Source organism: Actinomadura monticuli, assembly GCF_041463655.1.
In the GTDB taxonomy this organism is placed as follows: domain Bacteria; phylum Actinomycetota; class Actinomycetes; order Streptosporangiales; family Streptosporangiaceae; genus Spirillospora; species Spirillospora monticuli.
In genome coordinates this window covers 122,695-146,324 of the sequence record NZ_JAXCEI010000010.1, presented here as the reverse complement: position 1 = coordinate 146,324, position 23,630 = coordinate 122,695, and the positions used below count along the sequence as shown (strand labels likewise).

The following is a 23,630-nucleotide window of genomic DNA, read 5'->3' as shown; positions in this document are numbered from 1 at the left end:
GACGTCCTGCGGGAATGCGCGGGGGCGTAGCACGGCGCCTGCCCGGTCTCGGTCAGGCCACGGGCAGCATGAGGGTCTTCGTCCGCGGTGCGGCCGCGTACGACGTGGCATACACGGGTGACACGGCCGCGGCGAGATGCGCCTCCCTGCGGAACCGCTCCGGGGTGCAGCCCGCCATGGCCTTGAACTCCCGCGTCAGATGCGCCTGATCGCTGAAGCCGCAGTTCGCGGACGTGGTCACGGGCCGCAGTCCGTCGGCGAGCATGAGCGCGGCGCGGCGGAAACGCACTATGCGTGCCATGGCTTTGGGTGACACACCGATTTGTTCCTTGAAGCGGTATTCCAGTTGGCGCGATTTCCATCCTGCCTCCTCTGCCAGCCGCTGAACGGGGAGGGCGCCTCCCATGCCGACCGTGCGGGTCAGTGCGTCGTGCGCCCGCACCACCTGGGGAGACCAGGCGCCGGTCCCGCCGACCCATCTCCCCAGAACCTCGTCGAGCAGCCGGAACCGCTGCTCCCAGCCGGGTCGCGCCATCAGCGCGTCGGCGAGCCGGCCGACGCGGTCGCCCGGCAGGTCGGCCGGCGCGACGATCTCCCCGGTCAGCTCGTTCATCGCCGTGCCGAAGATCGCGAAAGCGGCCCACGGCGCCATGACCACCGCGACGCAGTGGGCGCCGCCGGCCGGCTCGACGACCCAGGAGGACCGGGTTCTCAACCCCGAGACGAATGACGAGTAGGGCGTTCGCGTGGTGGCGTCGTCCAGCCTGCGGCACCACAGCGGATGTCGTCGATCGAGCCCGATCAGAAGGGTCACCGCTCCGCCGGGGAGCTCCCGCCAGGGCAATGCCGATCCCGTTTCACACCGGAAGCCGAGATATGCGAATACCTCTGTCCGCAACCGTGGATGCGGCCACGAAAGCACGCTCTTCCACTTCGCGGAGGGAAAGTCGAAATGCCGGACCCGCATGCACGACTCCTTGCAGCGCCGGGGAGATGCCCATGGATCTCAACCATGCCAGTGTTTGCTGATATCGACCGTAGGAGAACGGATGGCGTGGGGCATCGGGGGTGGGTCCCCAGGGTCTCCGGGAGTTTTCTCCGATCGGGGACCTCACCACCTCCCTTGGGCCCCTGGGCTCCCCGGGGTGGAATGCTCGGCGAGCAGCGCGGCGAGGCCGGCGCGTCCGGCGACGCCCAGCTTCGAGTAGGCGTTGCTGAGGTGGTATTCGATCGTCTTGACGCTGAGGACCAGTTCGCCGGCGACCTGACGGTTGGTCAGCCCGGTGGCGGCCAGCTGGGCGACGGCCTGTTCCTGCGGGGTGAGCCGCGCCGCGCGCGGTGCCGTGAGCCGCGCCGGCCAGTGGCCACGCCGGCCTGCCTCCCTCTCGCAGCGTTGCACGTAGGGCCGTGCGCCGAGTCGTTCGAAGATGGTGCGCGCGGTCTCGACGTGCTCTACGGCGGCGCCGCTCTTGCCGGTGCGCCGCAAGAACCTGCCATAGTCCAACTCCAAGCGCGCCTGAACGAACGGGACGGGCACCAGCGCGGCATGCCCCAACCCGCTCCGGTAGGCCGCCTCGGCGCCCCCGCCGGCGCCCTGGGCCTGGTCCGGGGAGAGGCACTCCGCGCGGTGCCCCGGGGCATCGCCCTGAGACGCGAGGAGATTGCCGCGAAGGCGCGCCGCCGAGGCGAGGATGGAATGGCTGTCGTGAGCGGCTCCGAACCTCTCGTACGTGACGAGGGCGTCCTCGGCCTGCCGGATGCGGCCCTCGGCGAGGAGCACTTCGACGACGTACTCATGCCAAGGCGAGCCCGCCCAGGTCATCGGCCTTAGGGCGGTCAGCGGCGGCCTGCGGTCCCCGCGTGCCAGGCAGAGGTGTGCCCGTGCGGTCGTGACGGCCAGGGCGCCGACCCCTCCGGCGCGCCCGGCGACCTTGGCCGCGGCCTGGACGTGCGCCGTGGCGTCCTCCCACTCACCCCGGGCGGCCGCCACGAGGACGGCGAGGGCACGCGCCATCGGCTCGAACCATTTCTGTTCCGCGTCGAGGGCGGCCCGCACCGCCGCGTTCGCGTGATCGGTGGCGCCGTCCCAGTCTCCGGACTGGAACTCGACCCAGCCGAGGGCCGTCAAGGCCGCCAGCCGGTGCCGGACCGGCCGGCGAGGGGAGGCGTCCACCTCCGCGGCGAGTTCGACGACGGCCCGTTCGAGGTCCCCCGAGCGGGCGGAGAACAGTCCCCTGCCGAGCGCCGCGTCCTGCCCGGTGATGGTCGCCGGGGTCGCGCCGGTCGGGCATGCGGCGGGCCCCTCGTCGAGCCCGCCGGACGCGTCGAGGCCGGGAAGGCGGAGGGATCGGACGAGGCCGGCGTCCGGAGAGTGCGGTGCCAGGACCGCGGCGCGTTCAGCCCAGGCGGCGCTGTCGGCACACCTGCCCAGCATGAACCAGGTGAGGGCCGATTGTTCGGCGACGCGAGCGGCCAGTTCCGGTTCGCCCCGCGGATCGCAGTGCGCCCACGCGTCGGTGAGCCAGGCGTCCGCCTCGCGCGGGCGGCCGCGGACGGCGGCGAGCGCTCCACGCGCGTACCCGAGCGCCGCCGGATCGGCGTCCTCGCCCAGCTCGCCCGCGAGCGTCCTCGCCGCTTCCACCTGCCCGTCGTCCAGCAGCATCCCCACGGCCTCCGCCGTGCGCCGGCTCCGTGCGCCGCCGGTGGACAGCCGTGCCGCCGAGTTCATGTGGCCCGCGGCCTCCGTCCAGCGCCCCCGGGCGGCGGCACGCCGGGCCACGCCGGCGAACTCGGCGGCCAGGCGGCCATCCGGCCGCCCGGCCGCCCGGAGCCGGTGGCCCAGCACGGCCGGCCCGTCGGCGACCACCTCGGCCGCCCGCAAATGCAGGCGAACCCGCCGGGCGAGTCCGAGTTGCTGGTAGACGGCCGCCTGAATCAGCGGGTGCGGGAACCTGAGGCCGAGGCCGCCCGCCGTGGGACTCTCCGCCAGGAGGCCGGTCCTCACCGCCTGCTCGGCCGCGTGCAGCGGATCCTCGGCCTCGCTCAGCGTCGCGGCCTCATGCAGGGTGCAGGACCGGCCCAGAACGGATGCCGCCTCGATGAGAACGCGCCCCTCCGGCGGGCACCCTTCGATCCGTTCGAGGACCAGCGACTCATAGGAGCGCGGAGCGGGCAGCCGAGCGTACGGGTCGTCGAGCGCTTCGGCCGGGACCCGCTCCAGCAGCGCGCGGGCGTGCGAGGGGTTTCCGTCGGTGTGCTCGTGCACCCGGACGGCGGAGCGCGGGGTGAGCACCCGGTGGCCCAGCCGGCCGCTCAGCTCGCGCAGTTCCGCCGTGCCGAGTCCGGTGAGCGATATCCGCACCGTCTCGTCGTCGGCCAGCATCCGGCGCAGGCCTGTCGGTAACCGGGAGTCGGCGGCGTCGGTGGTGATGACGACCATGAGGACACGAGCGGTGCGCAGCCGCCTGCAGACGAAGACGAGCGCGTCGAGCGAGGGCAGGTCCGCCCAGTGGGCGTTGTCGACGACGACCACGACGGCGCGGTCGTCCTGAAGGCCCTGAAGGACGTCCAGCAGGGCGGATCCCACCACCGGCGGATCGGGTGCCGCGCCATCGCGCAGCGCGGCGAGCTGCGGGGCGAGCTGAGTCACGATGCCGTACGGCAGCAGCGACTCGCCCTCCTCCCCGCCGGCGCGGAGGGGGAGCACATCCCCGGCCTCCGCGAGGAAGCGACGCGCCAGCGCCGTCTTGCCCATGCCCCCCGGTCCGTCGATCGACACCAGCCGCGGTTCACCCGCACGGACCCGCTCCAGCCCTGCCCGCAGGCGGGCCAGTTCGCGCTCCCGGCCGACGAACGGCGTCCCCCGGGCTTCGTCGTCGTCGATGTGATGCGGGCCATGGACAGGCATACGATCACCCCGGGATCGACACGGCGATTTGTTTATGTCCTTCGGACAGTAGGATGGCCCAGGGTTTCTGTCAACAAGACATTAAGCTAGGCTTCAGGGCTGTGAGCACCACCGGCACCAGGCCTCCGCACGCCGCGCCCCGCGTGGCGGTCGACCTGGTAATCCTCACCGTCCGGGAATCGCGCCTGCAGTTGTTGCTGATCGAGCGCGGCAAGCAGCCGTATCTGGGCAGGCCCGCGCTGCCCGGCGGATTCCTGCGAGGACACGAGAAGCTGGACGACGCGGCGCGCCGGGAGCTGCACGAGGAAACCGGCCTGAACGGCTCCCGCCTGCATCTCGAACAGGTCCACGCATACAGCCGGCCCGACCGTGACCCGCGCGGGCATGTCATCTCCGTCGCCTATCTGGCGATCGCACCGAGCCTGTCGGAACCGGTCGCCGGTTCGGACGCCCGCCGGGCCCGCTGGACGCCGCTCGAACAGGTGACCTCGGCGCCGGACGCGCTGGCGTTCGACCACGCGCAGATCATCGCGGACGCGGTCGAACGGGCACGGAGCAAGCTCGAATACACCACGCTGGCCACCGCGTTCTGTGCGGACGAGTTCACCATCTCCGAGCTCCGGCAGGTGTACGAGGTCGTCTGGGGGAGGTCGCTCGACGAGCGCAACTTCAGCCGGAAGATCAGGAGGACCGAAGGCTTCGTGGTCCCCACGGGCGCCAAGAGGCGGCCGGAGACGGGCCGTCCCGCGACCCTCTACAGGGGGGGACCGGCGAAGACGCTGTATCCCCCGGTACTGCGAGCGGGCATCGACGGCGACCTCCGCTGAGGTCCGGCGAAGGAGCCGTCCTCCGTCCCGACCGGGGTCTGACCCGCCCCGGCCACGCCTCTGGCGGAACTGATCCTGACTTGTACGGTGGTGTCGCCACATCGACGTTATGCCGGGCGTCATCGCTGGCGATTGCGGGCGCGGTCACCGGCCGGGTGCTAGAGCGATCAGGGGCGGGCATGACACGGTCACCGGACGTCGGCGCCGACATCGTGGTACTCACCGCGATCGACGTCGAGTACCAGGCGTTCATCGAACGGCTGACGCGTGTCCGCGACCATCGGAACGCCGACGGCACCCGCTACAGCATCGGTGTCCTGCGCGGCACGGGATGCCCGGTGGCGCTGGCGTTGATCGGGATGGGCAACCTGAGCGCGGCCACGCTGGCCGGCCGCGCGATCGAGGAGTTCCACCCCAAGGCACTGCTGTGCGTCGGAATCGCCGGAGGGTTGACCGACGAGGCCGCGATAGGCGACGTCGTGGTGGCGAGCCAGATCCACGCCTACCACGGTGGCCGCGAGGACAGCGGCGGATTCCACCCGCGTCCGCGCAGCTGGCCGCTGCCGCACGGCCTGGAGCAGCTCGCCCGGGAGGTGGCCCGGGAAGGCGCCTGGATCAAGGCCGTGGACGACGCGGACGACCAACCGGCACCCAGGGTGCACGTCAAACCGGTGGTGTCCGGTGAGGTGGTGCTGGACTCCCGCACGTCGCCCATCGCCGATCTGCTCGCCAGGCACTACGGCGACGCGGTGGCGATAGACATGGAGAGCGCCGGGGTCGCCGAGGCCGCGCACCGCAAGGACTTCCACCGTGCGGTGACCGTCCGCGCGATCAGCGACACGGCGAGCGGCCACAAGCGGCAGACCGACGCCGCCGGCCACCAGACCATGGCGGCCGGACGGGCGGCGGCCTTCGCGGCCGCCCTCGCCGCCCGGATCGGCCAAGGGCCCTCCCCCGCGGCCCCGGTGAACCGCCTGCCGTGCCCCTACCGGGGGTTGGCGGAGTTCCGGGAACGGGACGCCGAGATCTTCTTCGGCCGGGACGAGATGGCCGACGAGCTGACCGGACTCCTGCGACACCGCAGACTCACCATCCTCGCCGGCCGGTCGGGCATCGGGAAGTCCTCCTTTCTCCATGCCGGGCTGGTGCCCCGCCTCCGCGGCCGTGAGTGGGGCGTGGCCGCGTTGCGTCCGCTGCCCGACGTTCCCGCCGCGATCTCACTGGCCGGCGCCCTCCTCCCGTTACTGGAGCCGGAGCTCGGCCAGGTGGAGACGCTCGGACGCCGCGCGGCGCTGGCGGACGCGATCGCCGAGGGCCGGCTGGAGGAGCTCGTCGCGGACGTGCTCGCCCAGACCGGGTCGACGCGACTCGCCGTCTGCGTGGACCAGTTCGACGAGTTCCTGGCCAGGAACGCTCCGGCCGCCCGCCACCTGGCGAGCCTGCTGACCGGTCTGGCGAAGAGTCCGCTCCCCGTCCACGTGGTGGTGACGCTGCGGACCGAGACGCTGGACGTCGCGGTCCACCACCTCGGCTTCGGAGAACCCGCCGACCACTCGGTCATCCTGCTTCCGCCGCTGGGGACCGGACAACTGCGCGCCGCCATCGAAGGCCCCGTGGAATCAACCGGGGTGGTCTTCGAACGCGGTCTCGCCGACCGCGTTCTCGCCTCCACCGCGGCCGCTCCCGCCGCACTCCCGCTGATGCAGTTCGCCTTGACGCTGCTGTGGGAGGCACACGACGGCTGGTCCCTCACGCACGCCGCGTACGACGAGTTCGGTGGAGTCGAGGGCGCCCTGGCCCGCTACGCCGAGCGCGTCTGGAGCCACGAGCTCGACGACACCGAACGCGCCCTTGCGCGCAGGCTGCTCATACAGATGGTGCGGCCCGGCGATCAGGGCGAGGCGATCCGCCGTACCGCCCGCACGGCCGACCTCGAACCGGACGTGCTGCCGGTCGCGCGGCGGCTCGCCGCGACCCGGCTGGTGGTCACCGGAGCGGACGCCGACGGGCGGCCGACCTACGACCTCGCGCACGCCGCCCTCGCCACCCACTGGGAACGGCTACGCGATTGGCTGAGCGAGGAAGGCGACTTCCGCGCCTGGCAGGAGGACCTGCGCCAGACCATGGAACGGGCCGACCCCCTGCGCGGCCCGCGCCTCGCGGACGCCATCCGATGGACGCGCGACCACCCAGGCGACATCTCCGGCCCCGAACGGGAGTTCATCGCGGTCAGCCGGCGCCGCGCCCGATGGCGGACCAACGCCGTGCGAGCCGTCCTCGCCACCGTCGTGACCCTGCTCCTCCTCGCCAGTACGTTCGCCGTCCTCCTGCGGCAACGCACCGGCGAGCTCGACGAGCGACTGCGGGACAACGCCGCGCAGCTGCTCGTCGGCGAGGCGCGCAAGGCGTCCGGCGCCTCCGGCACGGACGTGGACACCGCGGCGCTTCTGTCGGTGGCCGCGTACCGGACCAGCCCCCGCCCGGAGGTCCTGGCCAACCTCTCCGAGCAGTACATGCTCTACCAGGACACCGGCCATCTGATCAATCCGCGCATCGGCCCGATCAACCGGATCGCCGTCAGCGCCGACGGCCGTACCGTGGCCATGAGCGGCAGCGCCAGGACCGCGATCTGGCGCCCGGGCGCGCGACCCGCCATCCGGTACATCGACGGCGATCTGCGCTCCGCGGCGCTCAGCCCGGACGGGCGGTTCCTCGCCGCCCTGGACACCGCCACCTCGCGGCTGCTCCTCTGGCGACCGGACGGCGGCACCGTGGAACTCGAACGCGGCCTCGCGCGGGTCGGTGCGGGAAGGCTTCGCTTCGACGCGACCGGCGAACGGCTGCTGGCGCACCGGTCGACCGGTTCCCGGCTGTGGGACGTCGGACGCGGGACGACCGTCCCGTTCCCCCGGAGCGCGAACCGCCGAGACCTCAGCGCCGTGTGGTTCGGCCCGGACGACACCTTGATCGTGGCCACGGACGGTGAGCTCGCCCGGGTGGACATCGGCACGGGCGAGACGACGCGCGCGAAGTTCCCAGGGGGGCCTGCCTTCATGACCGTCTCGGGCGACGGGCGCACGGCGGTCACCTGCAAGGACGACATGTTCCTCCGCTGGGACCTGACGACCATGCGCGAACGCGACCGGCATCCCGCCCCTCCCCACGGGGCTTGCCGGCCCGAAGTCATCGATCACGCCGGCCAGATCATTCTCACCGAGACGTCAGGGGCACCACCGAACACCCGGGCTTCGCTCCTGGACATGGACACGGGCAAGACCGCGACTCCCCTCGTCCCCAACGTCTCGGCGAGCAGGGACGGCACCGGCCTCGGGCAGGGCGCCCGGCTTATCGCCAATCTGGGCTCGACACTTGCCGTGGCGGACGTCGGCGCGTCCCGTTTCGCGCCGAGCATCGAAGACTGGCTCGCGGCCTACGACCGGGTCCTCAGCGGGGATCTGCGCTTCGCGGTCGCCGCGTGGACGTCGCGCCTGCGGGTGTGGGACACCGCGCGCAACCAGGAGATCGCGCATGCCGCGAACCCCGACGACGAGGAGCCGCTCCGGTTCAGTGCAGACGGCCGACGACTCCTCACCCTGAGCGACACGGCCAGGCGGCTGTACCTGCGTGAGACATCGTCGCTGCGCATCCTTTCCCGGGTGCCGCTCACCCCGGCACCGGAGGCCCCGCACCCGGACGAGCCGTTCTTCCGCGGCTGCGTGGCCGACACATCCGTCCCCGACACGACCGCGCTGATGTACAACGGCTCCATCAGCCGAATCGACCTCCGCACCGGCGCGCTCGGGAAGCCGACGAAGCTCTACCGAGACGCGTCGCACCTGCGCAGGCTCGCCGACACCGGCGTCTGCGCGCCCCGGCCGCGGAGCGGCCAGATGGCCTTCGATGTCGGCGGCGACGTCGAGATCTGGGACCTTGAGCGCGGCGACCAGGTGGGGGGCCTGCCGGTCAACGCCACCGGCCGGATCCGGAGCCTGCGGTTCAGCCCGGACGGACGGCTGCTCGCGATTCTGTCGACCGACGGATCGCTGCACCTCTGGAACGTCGATGAGCGGCGCCCCGTCCAGAGGCCGTTGAAGGCGCTGAGCCCGAACGACGCCCTCGGCGGAAGCGTCCTCTTCATCGACGGCGACCAGGGCATCATCAGCATGTCCGAGCGCGTTCAGATCTGGGACCTGGGCCGCCGCGCCCCGACCGCCGACCTCGCCGTCGGCTCCTCCTCGAACGTCCGGGCCCTTTCCCGCGATCGCGGCACCCTCTACCTCTGGCAGGCTCAGGGCCTGGCCCGGATCCCCTTGGATCCGGAGCGCTGGGCGGACCACCTGTGCAAGATCGTGGGCCGCGACCTCACCGCCGCCGAACGGAGGACACTGCCCCCGGGGAGCGAGACCGAGAACATCTGCCCGGACGCATAGCAGACGAGCCTCCCACCAGGGCCTCCTAGGAGCGGGGGTGCGCGGAGGGCGCGCGGGCCGCGGAGGGCGGCCGGGCTCAACGGCCCGGTGAAGAGGGCACTCCGGCCCTGACTTCGGGACGTCGCGGCCGCCGCCGCGGTGTTCGCCGGGGCCTGGACGGCCGGAAGCGCACTCGATGCCCCGGTCGTCGTCGCCGCCTCGCTGAGCTGGCTCGCCGCCACCAACGCTCTCATCGCGCTGTTCAACCTCCTTCCAGGAGCGCCGCTCGACGGCGGGCGCATACTGCGCGCGCTGCTGTGGCGCCGGCGGGGCGACCGGGTGAGCGCGACGCGCACCGCCCAGCATGCGGGGCTGGCACTCGGCCGCGCGATGATCGGCGCCGGTCTGCTGATGTCGCTGCTGGTGAACTGGTTCAGCGGGCTGTGGCTGGCGCTGGTCGGATGGTTCATTCTCACTTCGGCACGTGCCGAGGAGCGCTCGACGGATCTTCGGGCCTGAACGCAACGCTCGCGCGGCCTGCCCGTTCGCCCCACGTGCAGGAATTCTCAGCCGGTCGAGGCCCTGATCGGGATCGCCGGTATCACCGTGTGGTGTCCAGACGTCACGTCGCCCAGATCTCTTGAGCGAGCAGGTCGCGCATCGACACCATGCCGACCACGCGGCCCTGATCCTGGACCGGCAGGTGACGGATTCCCGCATCCAGCATTCGGCGGGCCACGTCGCGCACGTCCTCCTCCAGCCCAGCGGTCTCGATCTGCGTCGACGCGTAGGCGGCGGCCGGCTGCGAGGCCGGTTCGGCCGAGGTCGCGAGCGCTCCTACCAGGTCGCGCTCGGTGATGATTCCGAGCACTTCTTCACCGTCGAGCACCGCCAGGGCCCCGATCTCGTTGTCTCGCATCCACTGCGCCACCTCGACCAGCCGCTCATCGGCTCGGCAGCCGTAGACCAGCGGACGGTAAACATTGCTGATCAGCATTTTCTCCCCGCGTTCATCTGATGAATGGTGGCTCTCCCGCTCGCGTGCCCATGCTTCACGAGGCGCGTACGCCCTGTACCCGCCAGCCTGGGCAATCCACCCGTTATGCAAGTGTCCCCGCACTGGTCCGTGACCTTGCGAGCAACGAAATCACAACGTCCGATGGTTCCAGCCACGAACTTTTGCCAAGTCCCACCTGGAAGCGGGAACTGGGCAAAAGGCGACATGGACCTTTCTTAACAATGCCATTGCGTGCACGGCCGGCCGTTCCTGGCCGACCGTGACAGCGGCCTCGCGGATCCCTTCCGCCGTGCTTCGGTCCCGGGCGACGGCCATCGGGCAACGCAGCGTGCCCGATGAGGCGGATCAGGTGGAGGGGATGACGGCGACCGGGCAGCGGGCGTGGTGGATCGCGCCGTGGGCGATCGAGCCGAGCCGGGGTGCGCTCCAGTGGCGCTGGTGGGCGCCGACCACGAGCAGGCGCGCGTTGCGCGACGCGTTGGACAGCGCCGTCACCGGGTGTTCCATGATGATCTCGTCCACCACGTCCACGCGCGGGTATTCGGTGCGCAGCGGCTTGTAGGCGTCGATGGTCTGGGCGCGCAGGTCCAGTTCGATCTGTTCGGCGTCGACGGCGTAGCCGGCCTCGATGAGGGTGCCGAACGTCTGCCAGGCGTGCACGACGCGCAGCCGGGCGTCGTGCAGCGCGGCGGCCTCGAGGGCGTAGTCCAGGACGGCCCCGGAGTCTCGAAGCAGGTCGATGCCGACGACGATCTCGCCGCGGTCTCCGGTGTCACCGCGCACGATCACGACGGGGACGGTGGGGCGCGCGGCCATGCGCAGGCTCGTGGAGCCCAGCAGCATGCCGGCGAACCCGCCGCGCCCTCGGCTGCCCAGCACCAGCTCGAACGCCTTGTCCGACTGGTCGCGCAGGGCCTGCGAGGTCTCCTCGGCGACCAGGGCGGTCGTGACCTCCAGGGCGGGGCGCCTTTCCAGGACGCGTTCGCGGGCGGCGGTCAGCAGCCGGTGCCCGGCGCGGGTCATCCGCTCGGTGCTCTCGGCCGGCTTGAACAGCGGCGCCTTGTAGGGCCAGCTCTCCAGCGTGTGGACGATGTGCAGGGGACGTTCGCGCAGGGCGGCTTCGGCGGCGGCCCACTGCAGGGCGTGGTCCGACTCCTCGGAGCCGTCGATGCCGACGACGATCGGTTCAGACATCGTGTTCTCCTCCGGTTGTCGATTCCCTGCTTCCAGGCTGTTCTCCGGATCGCGCACGGCCCTAGGGGCGAAAGTCCCTGTCAGGGCGGTCTTTGTGCCCGGTGCCGGGGAGTCCGCCGCCCCTGGGTTTTTCCGCCTTGGGCGGGAAGCCTGGAGGTTCCGGGCTTCGATGGAACGGCGAGGTGGACATGCGGGCTGAGATCGCGCGACGTGGCCCCGAGGTGCTGTTCGCCCTGTCCGGCGGCGGGCTGGCGGCGGGTGCCGCCGTCCGCTGGGCGGCCGGGGCGGAGGCCGGTGACCTGGTCTGGTTGCTGGTGACGGTGCTCGCACTCGTCCCGGCGGTCCGCTGGGTCGTGGACGGGCTGCTGCACCGCAGGTTCGGCAGCGACGTGATCGCCGTTCTCGCGCTGGCGGGGACGATCGCGGTCGGCGAGGCTCTCGCCGGCGCGGTGATCGCGGTGATGCTGACCGGCGGGCGGCTGCTGGAGGAGCGCGCGGGCCGGCGGGCGCGCCGCGACCTGGGCGCGCTGCTGTCGCTTGCGCCCCGTGTCGCGCACCGCCGGACGGAAGGCGGCGGCCTGGACACGATCGGTGTCGCCGACGTGCGTCCGGGAGACCTGCTGCTGGTCCGCTCGGGCGAGGTGGTGCCGGTCGACGGGCTGGTGGAGTCCGGGACGGCCGTCCTGGACGAGGCCACGCTCACCGGTGAGGCGCTGCCGGTGGAGCATCCGGCGGGCGGCGCGGTGCGCAGCGGCGCGGTCAATTCGGGGCGGCCCTTCGACCTGCGCGCGACCAACGACGCCGCTTCCAGCACCTACGCGGGGATCGTCCGGCTGACCGAGGAGGCCGCCGCCGAGAGCGCGCCGTTCGTGCGGCTCGCCGACCGGTACTCGGCCCTGTTCATCCCGGTGACGCTCGCGCTGGCGGGGGTGGCGTGGCTGGCCAGCGGTGATCCGGTGCGGGCCGTGGCGGTGCTGGTCGTGGCGACGCCGTGCCCGCTGATCCTGGCCGCACCGATCGCGTTCGTGTCCGGCCTGTCGCGATGCGCGCGGCGGGGCGTGGTGGTGAAGGGCGGGAGCGCCCTGGAGCGGCTCGCCGAGGCGCGGGTGCTGCTGTTCGACAAGACCGGCACCGTCACCACCGGGCGTCCATCGCTCGCCGAGACCGTCCCCGCCGGCCCGGTGCCCGCCGGTGATCCGCTGCTTCTGGCGGCTTCGCTGGACCAGGTGTCGCCGCACGTGCTGGCCTCGGCGATCGTGCGCGGCGCCCGTGAGCGCGGGCTGCCGCTCACCGCGCCGTCGGACGTCACCGAGACCGCCGGGCAGGGCGTGCGCGGCATGGTGGACGGCCATGAGGTGAGCGTCGGTAAGGCGAGCTGGGCCGGCGAAGCCGACCCGGCCTGGCTGGAGCGGGTGCGCCGCCGGGCCGCGGCGCGCGGCGCGATCACCGTGTTCGTCGGGGTGGACGGGCGGGTCGCGGCCGTCCTGCTGCTGCGCGACCGGATCCGCCCGGACGCGCCGCGCACGTTCCGGCTGCTGCGCCGGGCCGGCATCGAGCGGACCGTGATGGTGACCGGTGATCGCGCGGACGTGGCGAACTCGATCGGCGGGCTGGTCGGCGCGGACGCCGTCCGGTCGGGGCTCAGCCCGGCGGAGAAGGTGGAGGTCGCCCACGCGGAGAGCGAGCGGGCGGCGACCGTGATGGTCGGCGACGGTGTCAACGACGCGCCCGCGCTGGCCGCGGCCGGTGTCGGCGTCGCACTCGGCGCCCGGGGCGCGACGGCGTCGTCGGAGGCGGCCGACGTGGTGATCACGGTGGACCGGCTGGAGCGGCTGGCCGAGACCCTCGCCATCGCGCGGCGCACCCGGTCGATCGCGCGGCAGAGCGTGGTCGCCGGCATGGGGCTGTCACTGATCGCGATGGTCGTCGCGGCGTACGGGCTGCTGGCCCCGGCGGCGGGCGCCCTGCTGCAGGAGGGCATCGACGTCGCCGCGATCCTCGCCGCGCTGCGTGCTCTCGGCCCGGGCCGCGACCGGGAGCCGCGGCTGCGCGGCGACGCCGCCGAGCTCGTCCGGGGGCTGGACGAGGAGCACCGTGCCCTGTGGCCGCGGATCGACCGGCTGCCCGTCCTGGCGGACACGATCGCGGCTTCCGGCGGCCGGGAACGGGACGTCGCCGTGGACGCGCTGACGGGCTTCCTGACCGACCTCGCCGAACACGAGCGCAAGGACGAGCGGCTGCTCTACCCGGCGGTCGCGCAGGCTCTCGGCGGCGCCGATCCCACCGGGGCGATGAGCCGCGGCCACACCGAGATCGCCGAGCTCACGCGCCGCATCGGCGCGCTCATCTCCGAGCTGCGGGCCGCGCCCGACGCTCCGCAGCCCGTGAGCGATCTGCGCCGGACCGTCCAGGAGCTGTACGCTGTCCTGCGGTTGCACTTCGCGCAGGAGGAGGAGAACTACTTCGTCCTCGCCGACGTGCGCGAGACCGACACGCCCTGATTCACCGACGTCCGGCGCGCAGGGCGGGACCTTCGTCACTCCCCAGCCGGGGCGGAGAGGCGGACGCTGGAATCCCCACCGAAGGACGGTGAATTCCGATGCGACGCCTCACAGCGTTCTCGACGGCGGTGCTGCTCCCGGCGACCCTGGTGACCGCACCCGCGCTGCCCGCCCTGGCGGCCTCCTCCCCCATGGCCCGTGCGGCGGCGACCGAGGACGTCCCCACCTACACCCCCGGCGTCGCCGGCTGGCCCAGCGGCAAGGGCTTCGACGTCGCCTACCGTGCCTCGACCACCAACGTGCTGTACCGCCGGTTCGTCGACGGCGCCTGGTCCGCCCCGCTCAACGTGGCCGGACGACTGATCGGCGGACCCGCCGTCACCTTCGCCGGCGGCGACCCCCACGTCTACGGGCGCGGCGTCGACGGCCGGTTGTGGGAGCGCATCCGCGTCGACGGCGCCTGGCAGCCCTGGACGAAGGTCGACGACCTGCCCATCAGCACCTCCCCCGCGGCCGCCGGGCACCCCGACGGGCGCGTCGAGATCTTCGTCCGCGACGCCGCCGACAAGCTGCAGACCAAGACTCACACCCCCGGCACCGGCTGGAGCGCCTGGACGGCCCTGGACATGACGGCCGACTCGGCGCCCGCCGTCGCCGCCACCGGCGACGACGCCGTCCGCGTCGTCGTCACCGGCCGCGACCACGCGGTCTGGACCCGGACCCGCACCGGAACCACCTGGTCGGACTGGACGTCCCTCGGCGAGAGCACCTACAGCACTCCCGGCATCGCCGCCGACACCGCGACCGGGAACGTCTGGGTGTTCGTCCGCAACGCCGGCACCCACCGGCTGCGCGTCCGCGCCTACACCGGGTCGTGGGGCGACTGGCAGATCATGGGCGGACTGTACGTCGACGGGCCCGGCGCCGCCTTCGCCGGCGGCAAAACCGTGTCGGTCGGGCGCGGCCGCGACGGAGCCCTCTGGAGCCGCACCATCACCGGCACCACGTGGACGACCGACCTCAAGGCGTGGGCGCCCGGGCCTCCCCCCGGCGTGCCGTCCGCGCTGCGCGGCAAGAACGTCACCAAGATCCCCACCACGTCCAAGGTCGCCGCGCTGACGTTCGACTCGGCGTGGGACGCCTCCGGCGTATCCTCCATCCGCGCCACCCTGCAGCGCGAGAACGTCCCGGCGACGTTCTTCCTGGTCGGCGACTTCGCCCGCGGGTTCCCCGTCTACAGCAACCTGCTGGCCGGGTCGGGGTTCCGGATCGGGAACCACAGCAACACCCACCCCGACTTCACCAAGATCAGCGACGCGACGGCCAAGACCCAGGTCACCACCGCACGCACCGCGATCTTCAATGCCAACGGCGCGCAGGCCGTGCCGCTGTTCCGCTTCCCCTACGGCGCCTACACCGCCTCGGACGTGACCCTGCTCAACGGCCTGGGCTACGTCCCGGTCGGCTGGACGGTCGACTCGCTCGGCTGGCAGGGCACCTCCGGCGGGCAGACCGCCGACAAGGTCATCGCGCGCGTCCTGGCCGCCAGGACACCCGGGATGATCGTGCTGATGCACGTCGGCGCCAACCCCGACGACGGCACCACGCTGGACGCCGACGCGCTCCCCGCGATCATCACCGGGCTCCGCGGCGCCGGCTACTCCTTCACCACCCTCGACGCGCTCATCCCCTGACCGGTGAGCGCGCAGACCATCGAGGCCGGCCCCGGCGGCCCACCGCCCGCCGGGGGGCCCGCGGCGACACGGGGACGCGGCCGGGCCTGGTTCGGCCGCGTCCTCGGGCTGCTCGTCGTCGCCGCGATCTTCGGCAAGGTGCTGCCCGACCTCGTCGACGTGGGGGAGGTCGCCGACATCCTGCGGACGCGCGTGACCGCCCTGGACCTGATGCTGCTGTCGGCGTTCACGGCGTTGTCGGTGGTGCTGTCGGCCATCGGCCTGAGCGCCGCGCTGCCGGGGCTCCGGCTCGCACCGGCGTCCGCCGTCAACGTGGTGACCACCGCCGTCTCCTACGCCCTGCCCGGCGGGGGCGCGGCCGGCGCGGCGCTGAACGTCACGATGTGCCGGGACCTCGGCTTCCGGGCGGGCCCCATCGCGTTGCAGATGCTGGTGACGGGGATCTGGAACCTCGTCACCCGGTTGACGCTGCCACTGCTCGCGCTCGGGATGCTCGCCATGGCGTCGGACGTCCCTCCCGGAGTGCGCGGGGCAGGCGCCATCGGCCTGGTCCTGGCCGCCGTCCTCATCGTGCTGACCGTGGTCATGCTGTGGAGCGACCGCGCGGCATCCGCGATCGTGGCCGGCGTCTCCCGGGCGGCGCGCCCGGTCGCGCGGTTGCTGCACCGCCGGATCACCGACCGCACCGGCCAGGTCGGGCGGTTCCAGGCCGAGGCCCGCGACCTGATCCGCGACCGGTGGGCGGCGCTGACGCTCTCCGCCGTCGGCTACCACGTCTGCGTGTTCGCGGTGCTGTACGTGTCGCTGCAGGCGGCGGGCGTGTCCCGCGTCGGTGTGCTGGAGGCCTTCACCGTCTACACGGTGGCCCGCCAGGTGACCGCCGTCCCCCTCACCCCCGGCAGCGCGGGCGTCCTCGAACTCGCGCTGATCGGCGGACTCGACCTCACCGGCGCGGACCTGCCCGCCGCCACCGCCGGCGTCCTGCTGTTCCGCTTCTTCACCTACCTGCTCTACCTCCCGGCCGGCGGCGCGGCGTGGGCGTGGTGGCGGTGGCGGCGCCCGAGGGTCGCCGCCCGGCCGCACGAGGCCGCGTTCCGCCACCCGATGGACGCCGTACGGCTGGCGCTCGCCGCCGGCGCGCTGATGGTGCTGGTCGCGGTGAGCAGGGGCGTGCCGGGCTGGGACACCGATCTCTTCCGTCTGATCAACGACCTTCCGGACGCCATCGAACTGCCGATGTGGCTGCTGATGCAGGCCGGCTGGGTCGGCGCGGTCGCCGTCACGGCGCTGGCCGCCGCGGCCTTCCGCAGATTCCGGTTCGCCCTCACGCTCGCCACGGGCGGGACGCTCGCGTGGGTGGTCGCCAAGGTGGTCAAGGACGTCTCCGGACGCCCCCGGCCGGCCGCGCTGCTGGAGAACGTCGCCCTCCGATCCGACGCGTCACCGTTCGGCACCGGCTTCGTCGCCGGTCACACCGCGGTCGCCGCCGCCTTGGTCACGGTGGCCGGCGCATACCTTCCCCGCCCGTACCGGCGGGTCCTCTGGCTCATGGTCGCCGCCGTCGGCACGGCCCGGGTGTACGTGGGGGCGCACTTCCCGGTGGACGCGCTCGGAGGCGCCGCCCTGGGCTGGGCCGTGGGCGCGGCGGCGCTCCTCGTCATCGGAACGCCCGCGCACCTTCCCCGGCTCGCGGCGATACGCGAGACGCTCACCCGCCGCGGGTTCACGGCCACGGACGTGCGGGCGCTGCCCGGCGACCTGCGGCACGCCGCCCCCTACGCCGCGACGGTCCCGGCCGGCCGGCTCTTCGTGAAGGTCGTCGGACGCGACCAGCGCGACGCCGACGTCCTGCACCGGCTCGGCCGGCTGTGGCGGCGCAGGCCCGGCGAGCCGCCGTTCGCCACCGCCAAGCACCTGGCCGAGCACGAGGGATACCTCCTCATGCGCGCCCGCCGGGCAGGGGCGCGGGTACCGGCCGTCCGGTTCGTGGCGGCGGCCGAACCGGGCGGTTGGGCCCTGGTCATGGACCACATCGAGGGACGCCCCCTCCCTGCGGCGGGCGCCCTCCCCCAGGAGGCGCTGGAGGACCTGTGGCGGCAGTTCGCGGCGCTGCGGCGCGACCGCATCGCCCACCGCGACCTCCGGCCGGACAACGTCCTGATCGACCGGCGGGGGCGCCCGTGGATCGTCGGCTGGGGACGAGCGGAGACCGACACGGCACCGGAACTGCTCGACGAGGACGCGGCCAGGCTGATCGCGATGACCGCCGCCGTCAGCACGCGCGACCGGACGATGGCCGCCGCCCGGAACGCCCTGGGCACGGCCGTGTCGGCGGGCCTCGCGGCCGGCGGGAGCGGGCACCGCGAGGTGACGGCTCCACCCGTGCTCGGCCCGCGACGGCCGGTGCGCCGCTGGGCGTACGCCCTGTCCAGTCCGTTCCCGCCGGGCGCGCCCGCCACCGCGCGCCATCCCGGCGACGTGATCCGCCTCGTCGCCGGGCTGGCCGTATGCCTCTCCCTCGCCGCCTTCGCCGCGGACGGGTTCCTGCTGAGCCCCGAGGCCGACGCCTTCCGGGTCATCAACGATCTGCCCGGCTGGTTGTTCCGGCCCGTCAACGTCGTGATGCAGACCGGCGCGCTCGGCGCCGCCGGGGCGACCGCGGCGGCGGCCCTCGCCGTCCGCCGGGTCCGGCTCGCCGTCGACCTGGCCCTCGCGGGCTCCCTGGCCTGGCTGCTCGCCAAGCTGGTCAAGGACTTCGCCGACCGCGGACGTCCGGGCGCGCTGCTGTCGGAGGTGGTGCTGCGCGGTGCGCACGAGGGCGGGCTCGGCTTCGTCTCCGGCCACGCGGCCGTGGCCGCCGCGCTCGCCACCGTGGCCGCCGCGCACGTGCGCCGCCCGGTCCGGTGGGCCCTGTGGGCCGTCGCCGTCGCCGTGCCGGTGAGCCGCGTCTACGTGGGCGCCCACTTCCCGCTCGACGTCGTCGCCGGAGCGGCGCTCGGCTGGGCGGTCGGCGGCGCCGTGCACCTGGCGCGCGGGACGCCCGACCACGTCCCGACGCCGGCGCAGGTCGCCGCCGGGCTTGCCCGCTGCGGCCTGGCCGAGCCGGTCGTCAAGCCGGTCGGCGCGGACGCCCGCGGGTCGGTTCCCTTCACCGCCGTCGCCGCCGACGGACGCACCGCCTTCGTCAAGGCCCTCGGCCGCGATCAGCGCGACGCCGATCTGCTGTTCAAGGCGGCCCGCTTCCTCCTCTACCGCGAGGTCGAGGACGAGACGCCGATGGCGAGCCCGAAGAGGCAGGTGGAGCACGAGGCGTACATGCTGATGCGCGCCGCGTCCGCGGGCGCGCGCGTCCCCGCCGTCATCGGCGTCGCTCCCGCCGGTGCGGGCACGTGGATCCTCGCGGAGGAGACCGTCGAGACGGACGGCCGGCCCCTGACCTCGCTGGACGACACCGGCCTGCGCCATCTGTGGGGCGAGGTCGCCAAGCTCCACGCGGCCCGGATCGCGCACCGCGACCTGCGCCTGGCGAACGTGCTCATCGACACCGGCGGCGACCCGGTCATCGTCGACTTCGGTTTCGCCGAGGACGCGGCCGGCGACGGGCGGCTGGCCCAGGACGTGGCGGAACTGCTCGTGTCCACGGCACTCGTGGCGGGCCCGCGGCGGTCCGTCCAGGCGGCCGTGGACGTCCTCGGGCCGTCCGCGGTCGAGGCCGCCGCCCCCTACCTGCAGCCGCTGGCGCTGGCGCGGTCCACGCGGATGAAGCTGCGGGACGCCCCCGCTCTCCTGGACGAACTGCGCACCGCGTTGGCGGGTGCGGGCGCCACCCGCGCTCTTCCCCGGCCCCTTTCACGGATCCCGTCCCGGCCGTGGTTCCTGCTGCTGCTCGTCTTCGCCGGATACGTCACCTACCACGCCCTCATCGGCATCGCGGGCATGCGCTCCCCCATGACCGTCCTCTCGGACGCCGGCCTGCGCTGGCTCTTCGTCGCCGCGCTGCTGGTGGCGGCCTCCTACGCGGCAGGCGCGCTCTCCTTGATGGGCGCCTCCACGCGCGACCTCGCCTTCGGACGCACCTGCATGCGGCACGTCGCCGCGACCTACGCGTCGCGCCAGCACCCGACCGGCCGGGGCGGCGCCGCCGTCCTCGGCGCGTACCTGCGCGACCACGGAGCCGGACCGCACGAAGCCGTGGAGACCGTCGCCCTCGCCAGGCTGACGGGCGCGTTCGTCCACCTGGCGGCCCTGGCCCTCGCTCTGGCCGCCGCGACCGCGCAGGGCTGGGAGGCGATCCGCTCACCGGCCTGGTCGGGACCGCTGATCCTGGCCGTCTCGGCCTTCGCGGCCCTGGGGACGGTCCTGGCGTGGCGCCGCCGGGCAGAGATCGTCCTGCCGCTGAAGGCGGCCGCGGCCGGCCTGCCCCGGCGGCTGCGCCGGCCCCGGCGCATGATCGCACTCCTGGCCGGCAACTCCGCGGTCACGAGCTGCTCCGTGCTGGCGTTCCTGGCGGTCGGCCACGCCGTGCACCTTCCGCTCTCCCCCGTCGTCCTGGCCGCGGTCTATCTTCTGCTGCTCCCCCTGCGCCTCCTCGGCCCCCTGCCCGGCGGCCTCGGCATCGTCGAACCCTCGCTCGTCCTGGCCTTGGTCGCCCTCGGGACGGGGCCGACCGAAGCCGTCCTGACCGTGCTGATCTACCGGGTCCTCAGCTTCTGGCTCCCGATCGCGCCCGCCGCGCTGGCGTTCCGCACGCTCAGTCGCCGGTGAGGTCACGGCGCTCGAAGAGCACATGGCCGGCCGCGACGAGCAGCACGCCGATCGCGATCATCACGGCGGAGGAGACGGGTTGGAACGGTTCCGCCGGGACGCTCGCCAGGTGGTGGAACGGGGAGACGGCGACGATCGGGTCCGGCCAGTCCAGCGCGGGGCCGATCATCTCGACCAGGTAGGCGATCGCGACGGCCGCGGCCGAGCCGGGGACGGTCAGCCGGGGGCGGGTCCCGAAGAGGAGCACCGCGAGGCCCGTGGCCAGGACGGCGACCGGCAGCGGGTTGAGGTTCGCGGCCAGCATGTCGGCGAATCCGACGCCCGCTCCGGTGGCGGCGGCGCCGGCCCACATCGCGGTCGCGGCGGCCAGCGCCAGCAGCAGCGCCGAGGCCAGGGTCAGGGCGACATGGCCGCCGAGCCACCGGCGGCGGGCGACGGGGCGGGCGAGGACGTGGTCGAGCCGGCCCGCGGCCTCCTCGGCGCGCGCCGCGCCGACGCGCCAGCACGCGTACAGAGCGATGAGCAGGCCGATGAGGATGCCCATGACTCCGGCGAACCCCTCGGCGACGTCCGCGGCGTCCCACCCGATCGCCTCCAGGGCCCGCCGGTAGTTCGGGTCGTCGGCCATGAAGTCGACGGCGGTGACGATCAGCGCGCCCGAGACGAACGCGTACCCGGCGATGCCGAGCATCCATCCGGCCAGCATCCCGCGGGTGCCGCGCCAGGCGAAGGCCGCCGGGCCGCCGAGCCCGCGGAGCCGGGAACGGGCGCGGTCCTGCTCGGTGATGAGCGCCCCGGCGGTGTCCCGGCGGGTCCGCAGCGCCACGGCGGCGCAGCCGAGGACGGCGGGAGCCGCCAGCAGCACGGTGAGCGCCGCCCAGCCCGGATCGCGGTAGGCGTGCAGTTCGTCCAGCCAGCCGAAGGGCGTGAACCAGCGCAGCCACCCGCGCGAATCGGCACTGTTGGCGGCCATCCGCAGCAGGAAGGACAGCCCGAAGAGCGCGGCCGAGACGGCGGTCACGCGCCGCCGCACCTGGAAGAGCTGGGCGAGCACCGCCGCGAGTCCCGCGAAGGTCGCGGCGAACCCGGCGAGCCCGAGACCGAACACCACCGAACCGGCCGTTCCCGCGCCCATCAGCGCGAGGGTGACGGCGGCGGAGGCGCCGGCGGCCAGCGCCGCGCCCGCGAGGACCGCCTCCTGCACCAGGACGACGCGGGCAGGGCGGATCGGCCCGGCCAGGACGAGTTCGGCGCGGCCGGACTCCTCCTCGCCGCGCAGGAGCCGTCCCGCGGCGAGCAGCGCCCAGATGCCGGCGATCGCGGCCAGCATCCAGCCGGCGTCCCAGGCGACGAAGCCGCCCGGCGTGTCGACCGCGTGCGGGATGCCCTGGAGCATCCGCACCGCGGGATCGTCCGAGAGCGCCGCGAGCTTCTGCCGGGAGGCCGCGTCGGGATAGGTCCGCTCGTAGGAGAAGACCTCGACCGCGACGTAGAACGCGACGACCGGCACCAGCCAGCCGATGCCGCGGCGGATCAGGCGGACGGTCAGCCGCGCGACCCGCATCGGCGCCGAACGGCCCCTCTCCAGGCCGGGGCGTATGGCGGTCCGGCGCACCGGGATGGCCCTGCTCATCGTTCCGCCGCCTCGTAGTAGCTCAGGAAGATCTCTTCCAGGGTCGGTTCATGGCTGCGCAGCCGGACCAGCGAGGACGTGCTGAGCCGTGCCAGCACCGCCGCCGGTGATCCGCCGACCGACACCCGCACGCCCCCGTCGATGGGCTCCACTCCGGTCACGCCGGGGACGCCGGCGAGGTCGGGGACCGGGCCGTCGATGACCGCCTCCAGCACCGTCCCGCCGAGGGCGCGCAGGTCCTCCAGCGCGGCGACCTCGACCAGCCGGCCGTCGCGCAGGATCGCCACGCGGTGGCAGACGTCCTGGACCTGGTCCAGGATGTGGGAGGAGAGGAAGACCGTCTGCCCGCGCCCGGCGGCCTCCCGCACCAGCGCCTGGAACTCGGCCTCCATGAGCGGGTCCAGGCCGGACGTCGGCTCGTCCAGCAGCAGCACGTCCGGCCGGGTCATCAGCGCCGCGATCAGCGCGAGCTTCTGCCGGTTGCCCTTGGAGTAGGAGCGGGCCCGCATGCCCGGATCGAACCGCAGGCGCTCGACGAGCTCGTCCCGGAACGGAACGTCCACCCCGCCGTGCAGGTTCCCGAGGTAGGTGAGCGTCTCCAGGCCGGTCAGCTGCGGCCAGACCGCCACGTCCCCCGCGACGTAGCCGACATGCCGGTGGGCGCGCTCGACGTCGCCGACCGGGATGTCCATGATCCACGCTTTGCCGGCCGTCGGCCGGGCGAGGCCGAGCAGCAGCCGGATCGTCGTCGATTTCCCTGCGCCGTTCGGCCCCAGGAATCCGAAGATCTCCCCGCGCCCGACGTCCAGGTCGAGCCCGTCCACCGCGACCACCCGCCCGAAACGCTTGGTCAGGCCCTTGGTCCGTATCGCCGACGCGGCCATCGCGCACCTCCTCCATGATCCCGCTTCCGAGGCTAGAGGTGTGATCGGTGTCAGGCAGCGGCCGAAGGTCCCTTTCACCGCCCGCTTTACGGCACCTGCCGGAGGGCGACCGCGAACCCGGTATCGGACCGGCGGCTCCGCCCCGGGTGTCATCGGGACGTTGGTCCCTGGCAGCGCGGGGGACGGCGACAGACCCTGATGAAGCAGTCAGGTTCGCCTGACGGGGGTGACGGTCTCCGGAGTCCGCACAACGCGGCTGGAGGTGAGGACATGACCGTCCTTGTGGCGTATGCGAGTGCGCACGGGTCCACGCGGAGCATCGCCGAACGGATCGGGGCGGTACTGGCCGAGCACGGCGAGCAGGTCGATGTTCGCGCCATGTCCGGCGTGGGCGACGCCGGCGCGTACACCGCCTTCGTGCTCGGCAGCGCAGTCCACAGCCGCGCCTGGCTGGCCGAGGCGACCGGCTTCCTGGAGCGGGAACACGACGTCCTCGCCGGGCGGCCGGTGTGGCTGTTCAGCGTCGGGATGCCGGCCGCGCTGCGCGGCCGCTGGCGCGGCTTCGGCCCCAAGGAGGAGGCGCTGCTGGCGGACGGCCTGCGGCGGATGCTCGACGCCCGCGAGCACCGGCTCTTCTCCGGCGTCTTCCGGCGCGAGCACATCCCCATCGCCGGACGCCTGATCTGCGGGCTGCTCGGGATCCGGTACGGCGACTACCGCGACTGGCCGGGGATCGACGCCTGGGCGGCGGAGATCGCGGGTGGACTGAAGCCGCCCCAGCCGTGACCCGCGCCGGAGC

Annotated in this window: 13 protein-coding genes; 7 read left to right on the top strand and 6 right to left on the bottom strand. The window is 73.5% G+C overall.

What is annotated here, in order from left to right; translation table 11 throughout:
* Positions 1 to 52: 52 nt before the first annotated feature.
* Together SM611_RS23085 and SM611_RS23080 are read right to left on the bottom strand one after the other, a co-directional pair.
* Entirely contained in the window at positions 53 to 814 is a 762-nt protein-coding gene (locus SM611_RS23085; RefSeq protein ID WP_371951971.1) for a helix-turn-helix domain-containing protein, read from the bottom strand.
* A gap of 297 nt (positions 815 to 1,111) precedes the next feature.
* Complete coding sequence (locus SM611_RS23080) at positions 1,112 to 3,907, bottom strand: helix-turn-helix transcriptional regulator (protein WP_371951970.1); 2,796 nt, start codon at positions 3,905 to 3,907, stop codon at positions 1,112 to 1,114.
* A gap of 101 nt (positions 3,908 to 4,008) precedes the next feature.
* Here SM611_RS23080 and SM611_RS23075 point away from each other — a divergent pair, with 101 nt between their 5' ends.
* From SM611_RS23075 to SM611_RS23065, 3 genes are all read left to right on the top strand, one after another.
* Entirely contained in the window at positions 4,009 to 4,734 is a 726-nt protein-coding gene (locus SM611_RS23075) for an NUDIX hydrolase (protein ID WP_371951969.1), read from the top strand.
* Between the two features lie 179 nt (positions 4,735 to 4,913).
* Positions 4,914 to 9,164: an nSTAND1 domain-containing NTPase gene (locus SM611_RS23070; RefSeq protein WP_371951968.1), complete on the top strand. Its 4,251-nt coding sequence runs from the start codon at positions 4,914 to 4,916 to the stop codon at positions 9,162 to 9,164.
* Positions 9,165 to 9,302: 138 nt separating this feature from the next.
* Positions 9,303 to 9,662, top strand: a complete 360-nt coding sequence (locus SM611_RS23065; protein ID WP_371951967.1) for a site-2 protease family protein — start codon at positions 9,303 to 9,305, stop codon at positions 9,660 to 9,662.
* A gap of 103 nt (positions 9,663 to 9,765) precedes the next feature.
* On the opposite strand, the gene SM611_RS23060 is transcribed toward SM611_RS23065, so the two are convergent.
* Positions 9,766 to 10,140, bottom strand: a complete 375-nt coding sequence (locus SM611_RS23060) for a CBS domain-containing protein (protein ID WP_371951966.1) — start codon at positions 10,138 to 10,140, stop codon at positions 9,766 to 9,768.
* Between the two features lie 366 nt (positions 10,141 to 10,506).
* Positions 10,507 to 11,355, bottom strand: coding sequence for a universal stress protein (locus tag SM611_RS23055; protein WP_371951965.1), 849 nt, complete (start codon positions 11,353 to 11,355; stop codon positions 10,507 to 10,509).
* A 188-nt stretch (positions 11,356 to 11,543) separates the two neighbouring features.
* On the opposite strand from SM611_RS23055, the gene SM611_RS23050 reads away from it, so the two are divergent.
* The 3 genes from SM611_RS23050 (at position 11,544) to SM611_RS23040 (ending at position 20,314) form a co-directional block, all read left to right on the top strand.
* The gene (locus tag SM611_RS23050) at positions 11,544 to 13,856 is read left to right on the top strand and encodes a heavy metal translocating P-type ATPase (RefSeq protein ID WP_371951964.1); all 2,313 of its coding nucleotides are present in this window, start codon (positions 11,544 to 11,546) and stop codon (positions 13,854 to 13,856) included.
* A gap of 98 nt (positions 13,857 to 13,954) precedes the next feature.
* Positions 13,955 to 15,550 (top strand): polysaccharide deacetylase family protein, encoded by a 1,596-nt coding sequence (locus SM611_RS23045; protein WP_371951963.1) that lies wholly within the window; start codon positions 13,955 to 13,957, stop codon positions 15,548 to 15,550.
* A gap of 3 nt (positions 15,551 to 15,553) precedes the next feature.
* Positions 15,554 to 20,314, top strand: coding sequence for a lysylphosphatidylglycerol synthase domain-containing protein (locus SM611_RS23040; RefSeq protein WP_371951962.1), 4,761 nt, complete (start codon positions 15,554 to 15,556; stop codon positions 20,312 to 20,314).
* Here the strand turns inward: SM611_RS23040 and SM611_RS23035 are convergent.
* A complete protein-coding gene (locus SM611_RS23035) occupies positions 20,301 to 21,947 on the bottom strand; it encodes an ABC transporter permease (protein WP_371951961.1) in 1,647 nt (548 codons plus the stop codon). The genes SM611_RS23040 and SM611_RS23035 overlap by 14 nt on opposite strands.
* Entirely contained in the window at positions 21,944 to 22,831 is an 888-nt protein-coding gene (locus tag SM611_RS23030) for an ABC transporter ATP-binding protein (RefSeq protein WP_371951960.1), read from the bottom strand. Before SM611_RS23030 ends, SM611_RS23035 begins: the two co-directional genes overlap by 4 nt.
* A 270-nt stretch (positions 22,832 to 23,101) precedes the next feature.
* Here SM611_RS23030 and SM611_RS23025 point away from each other — a divergent pair, with 270 nt between their 5' ends.
* Complete coding sequence (locus SM611_RS23025; protein WP_371951959.1) at positions 23,102 to 23,617, top strand: flavodoxin domain-containing protein; 516 nt, start codon at positions 23,102 to 23,104, stop codon at positions 23,615 to 23,617.
* The last annotated feature ends 13 nt before the right edge of the window (positions 23,618 to 23,630 follow it).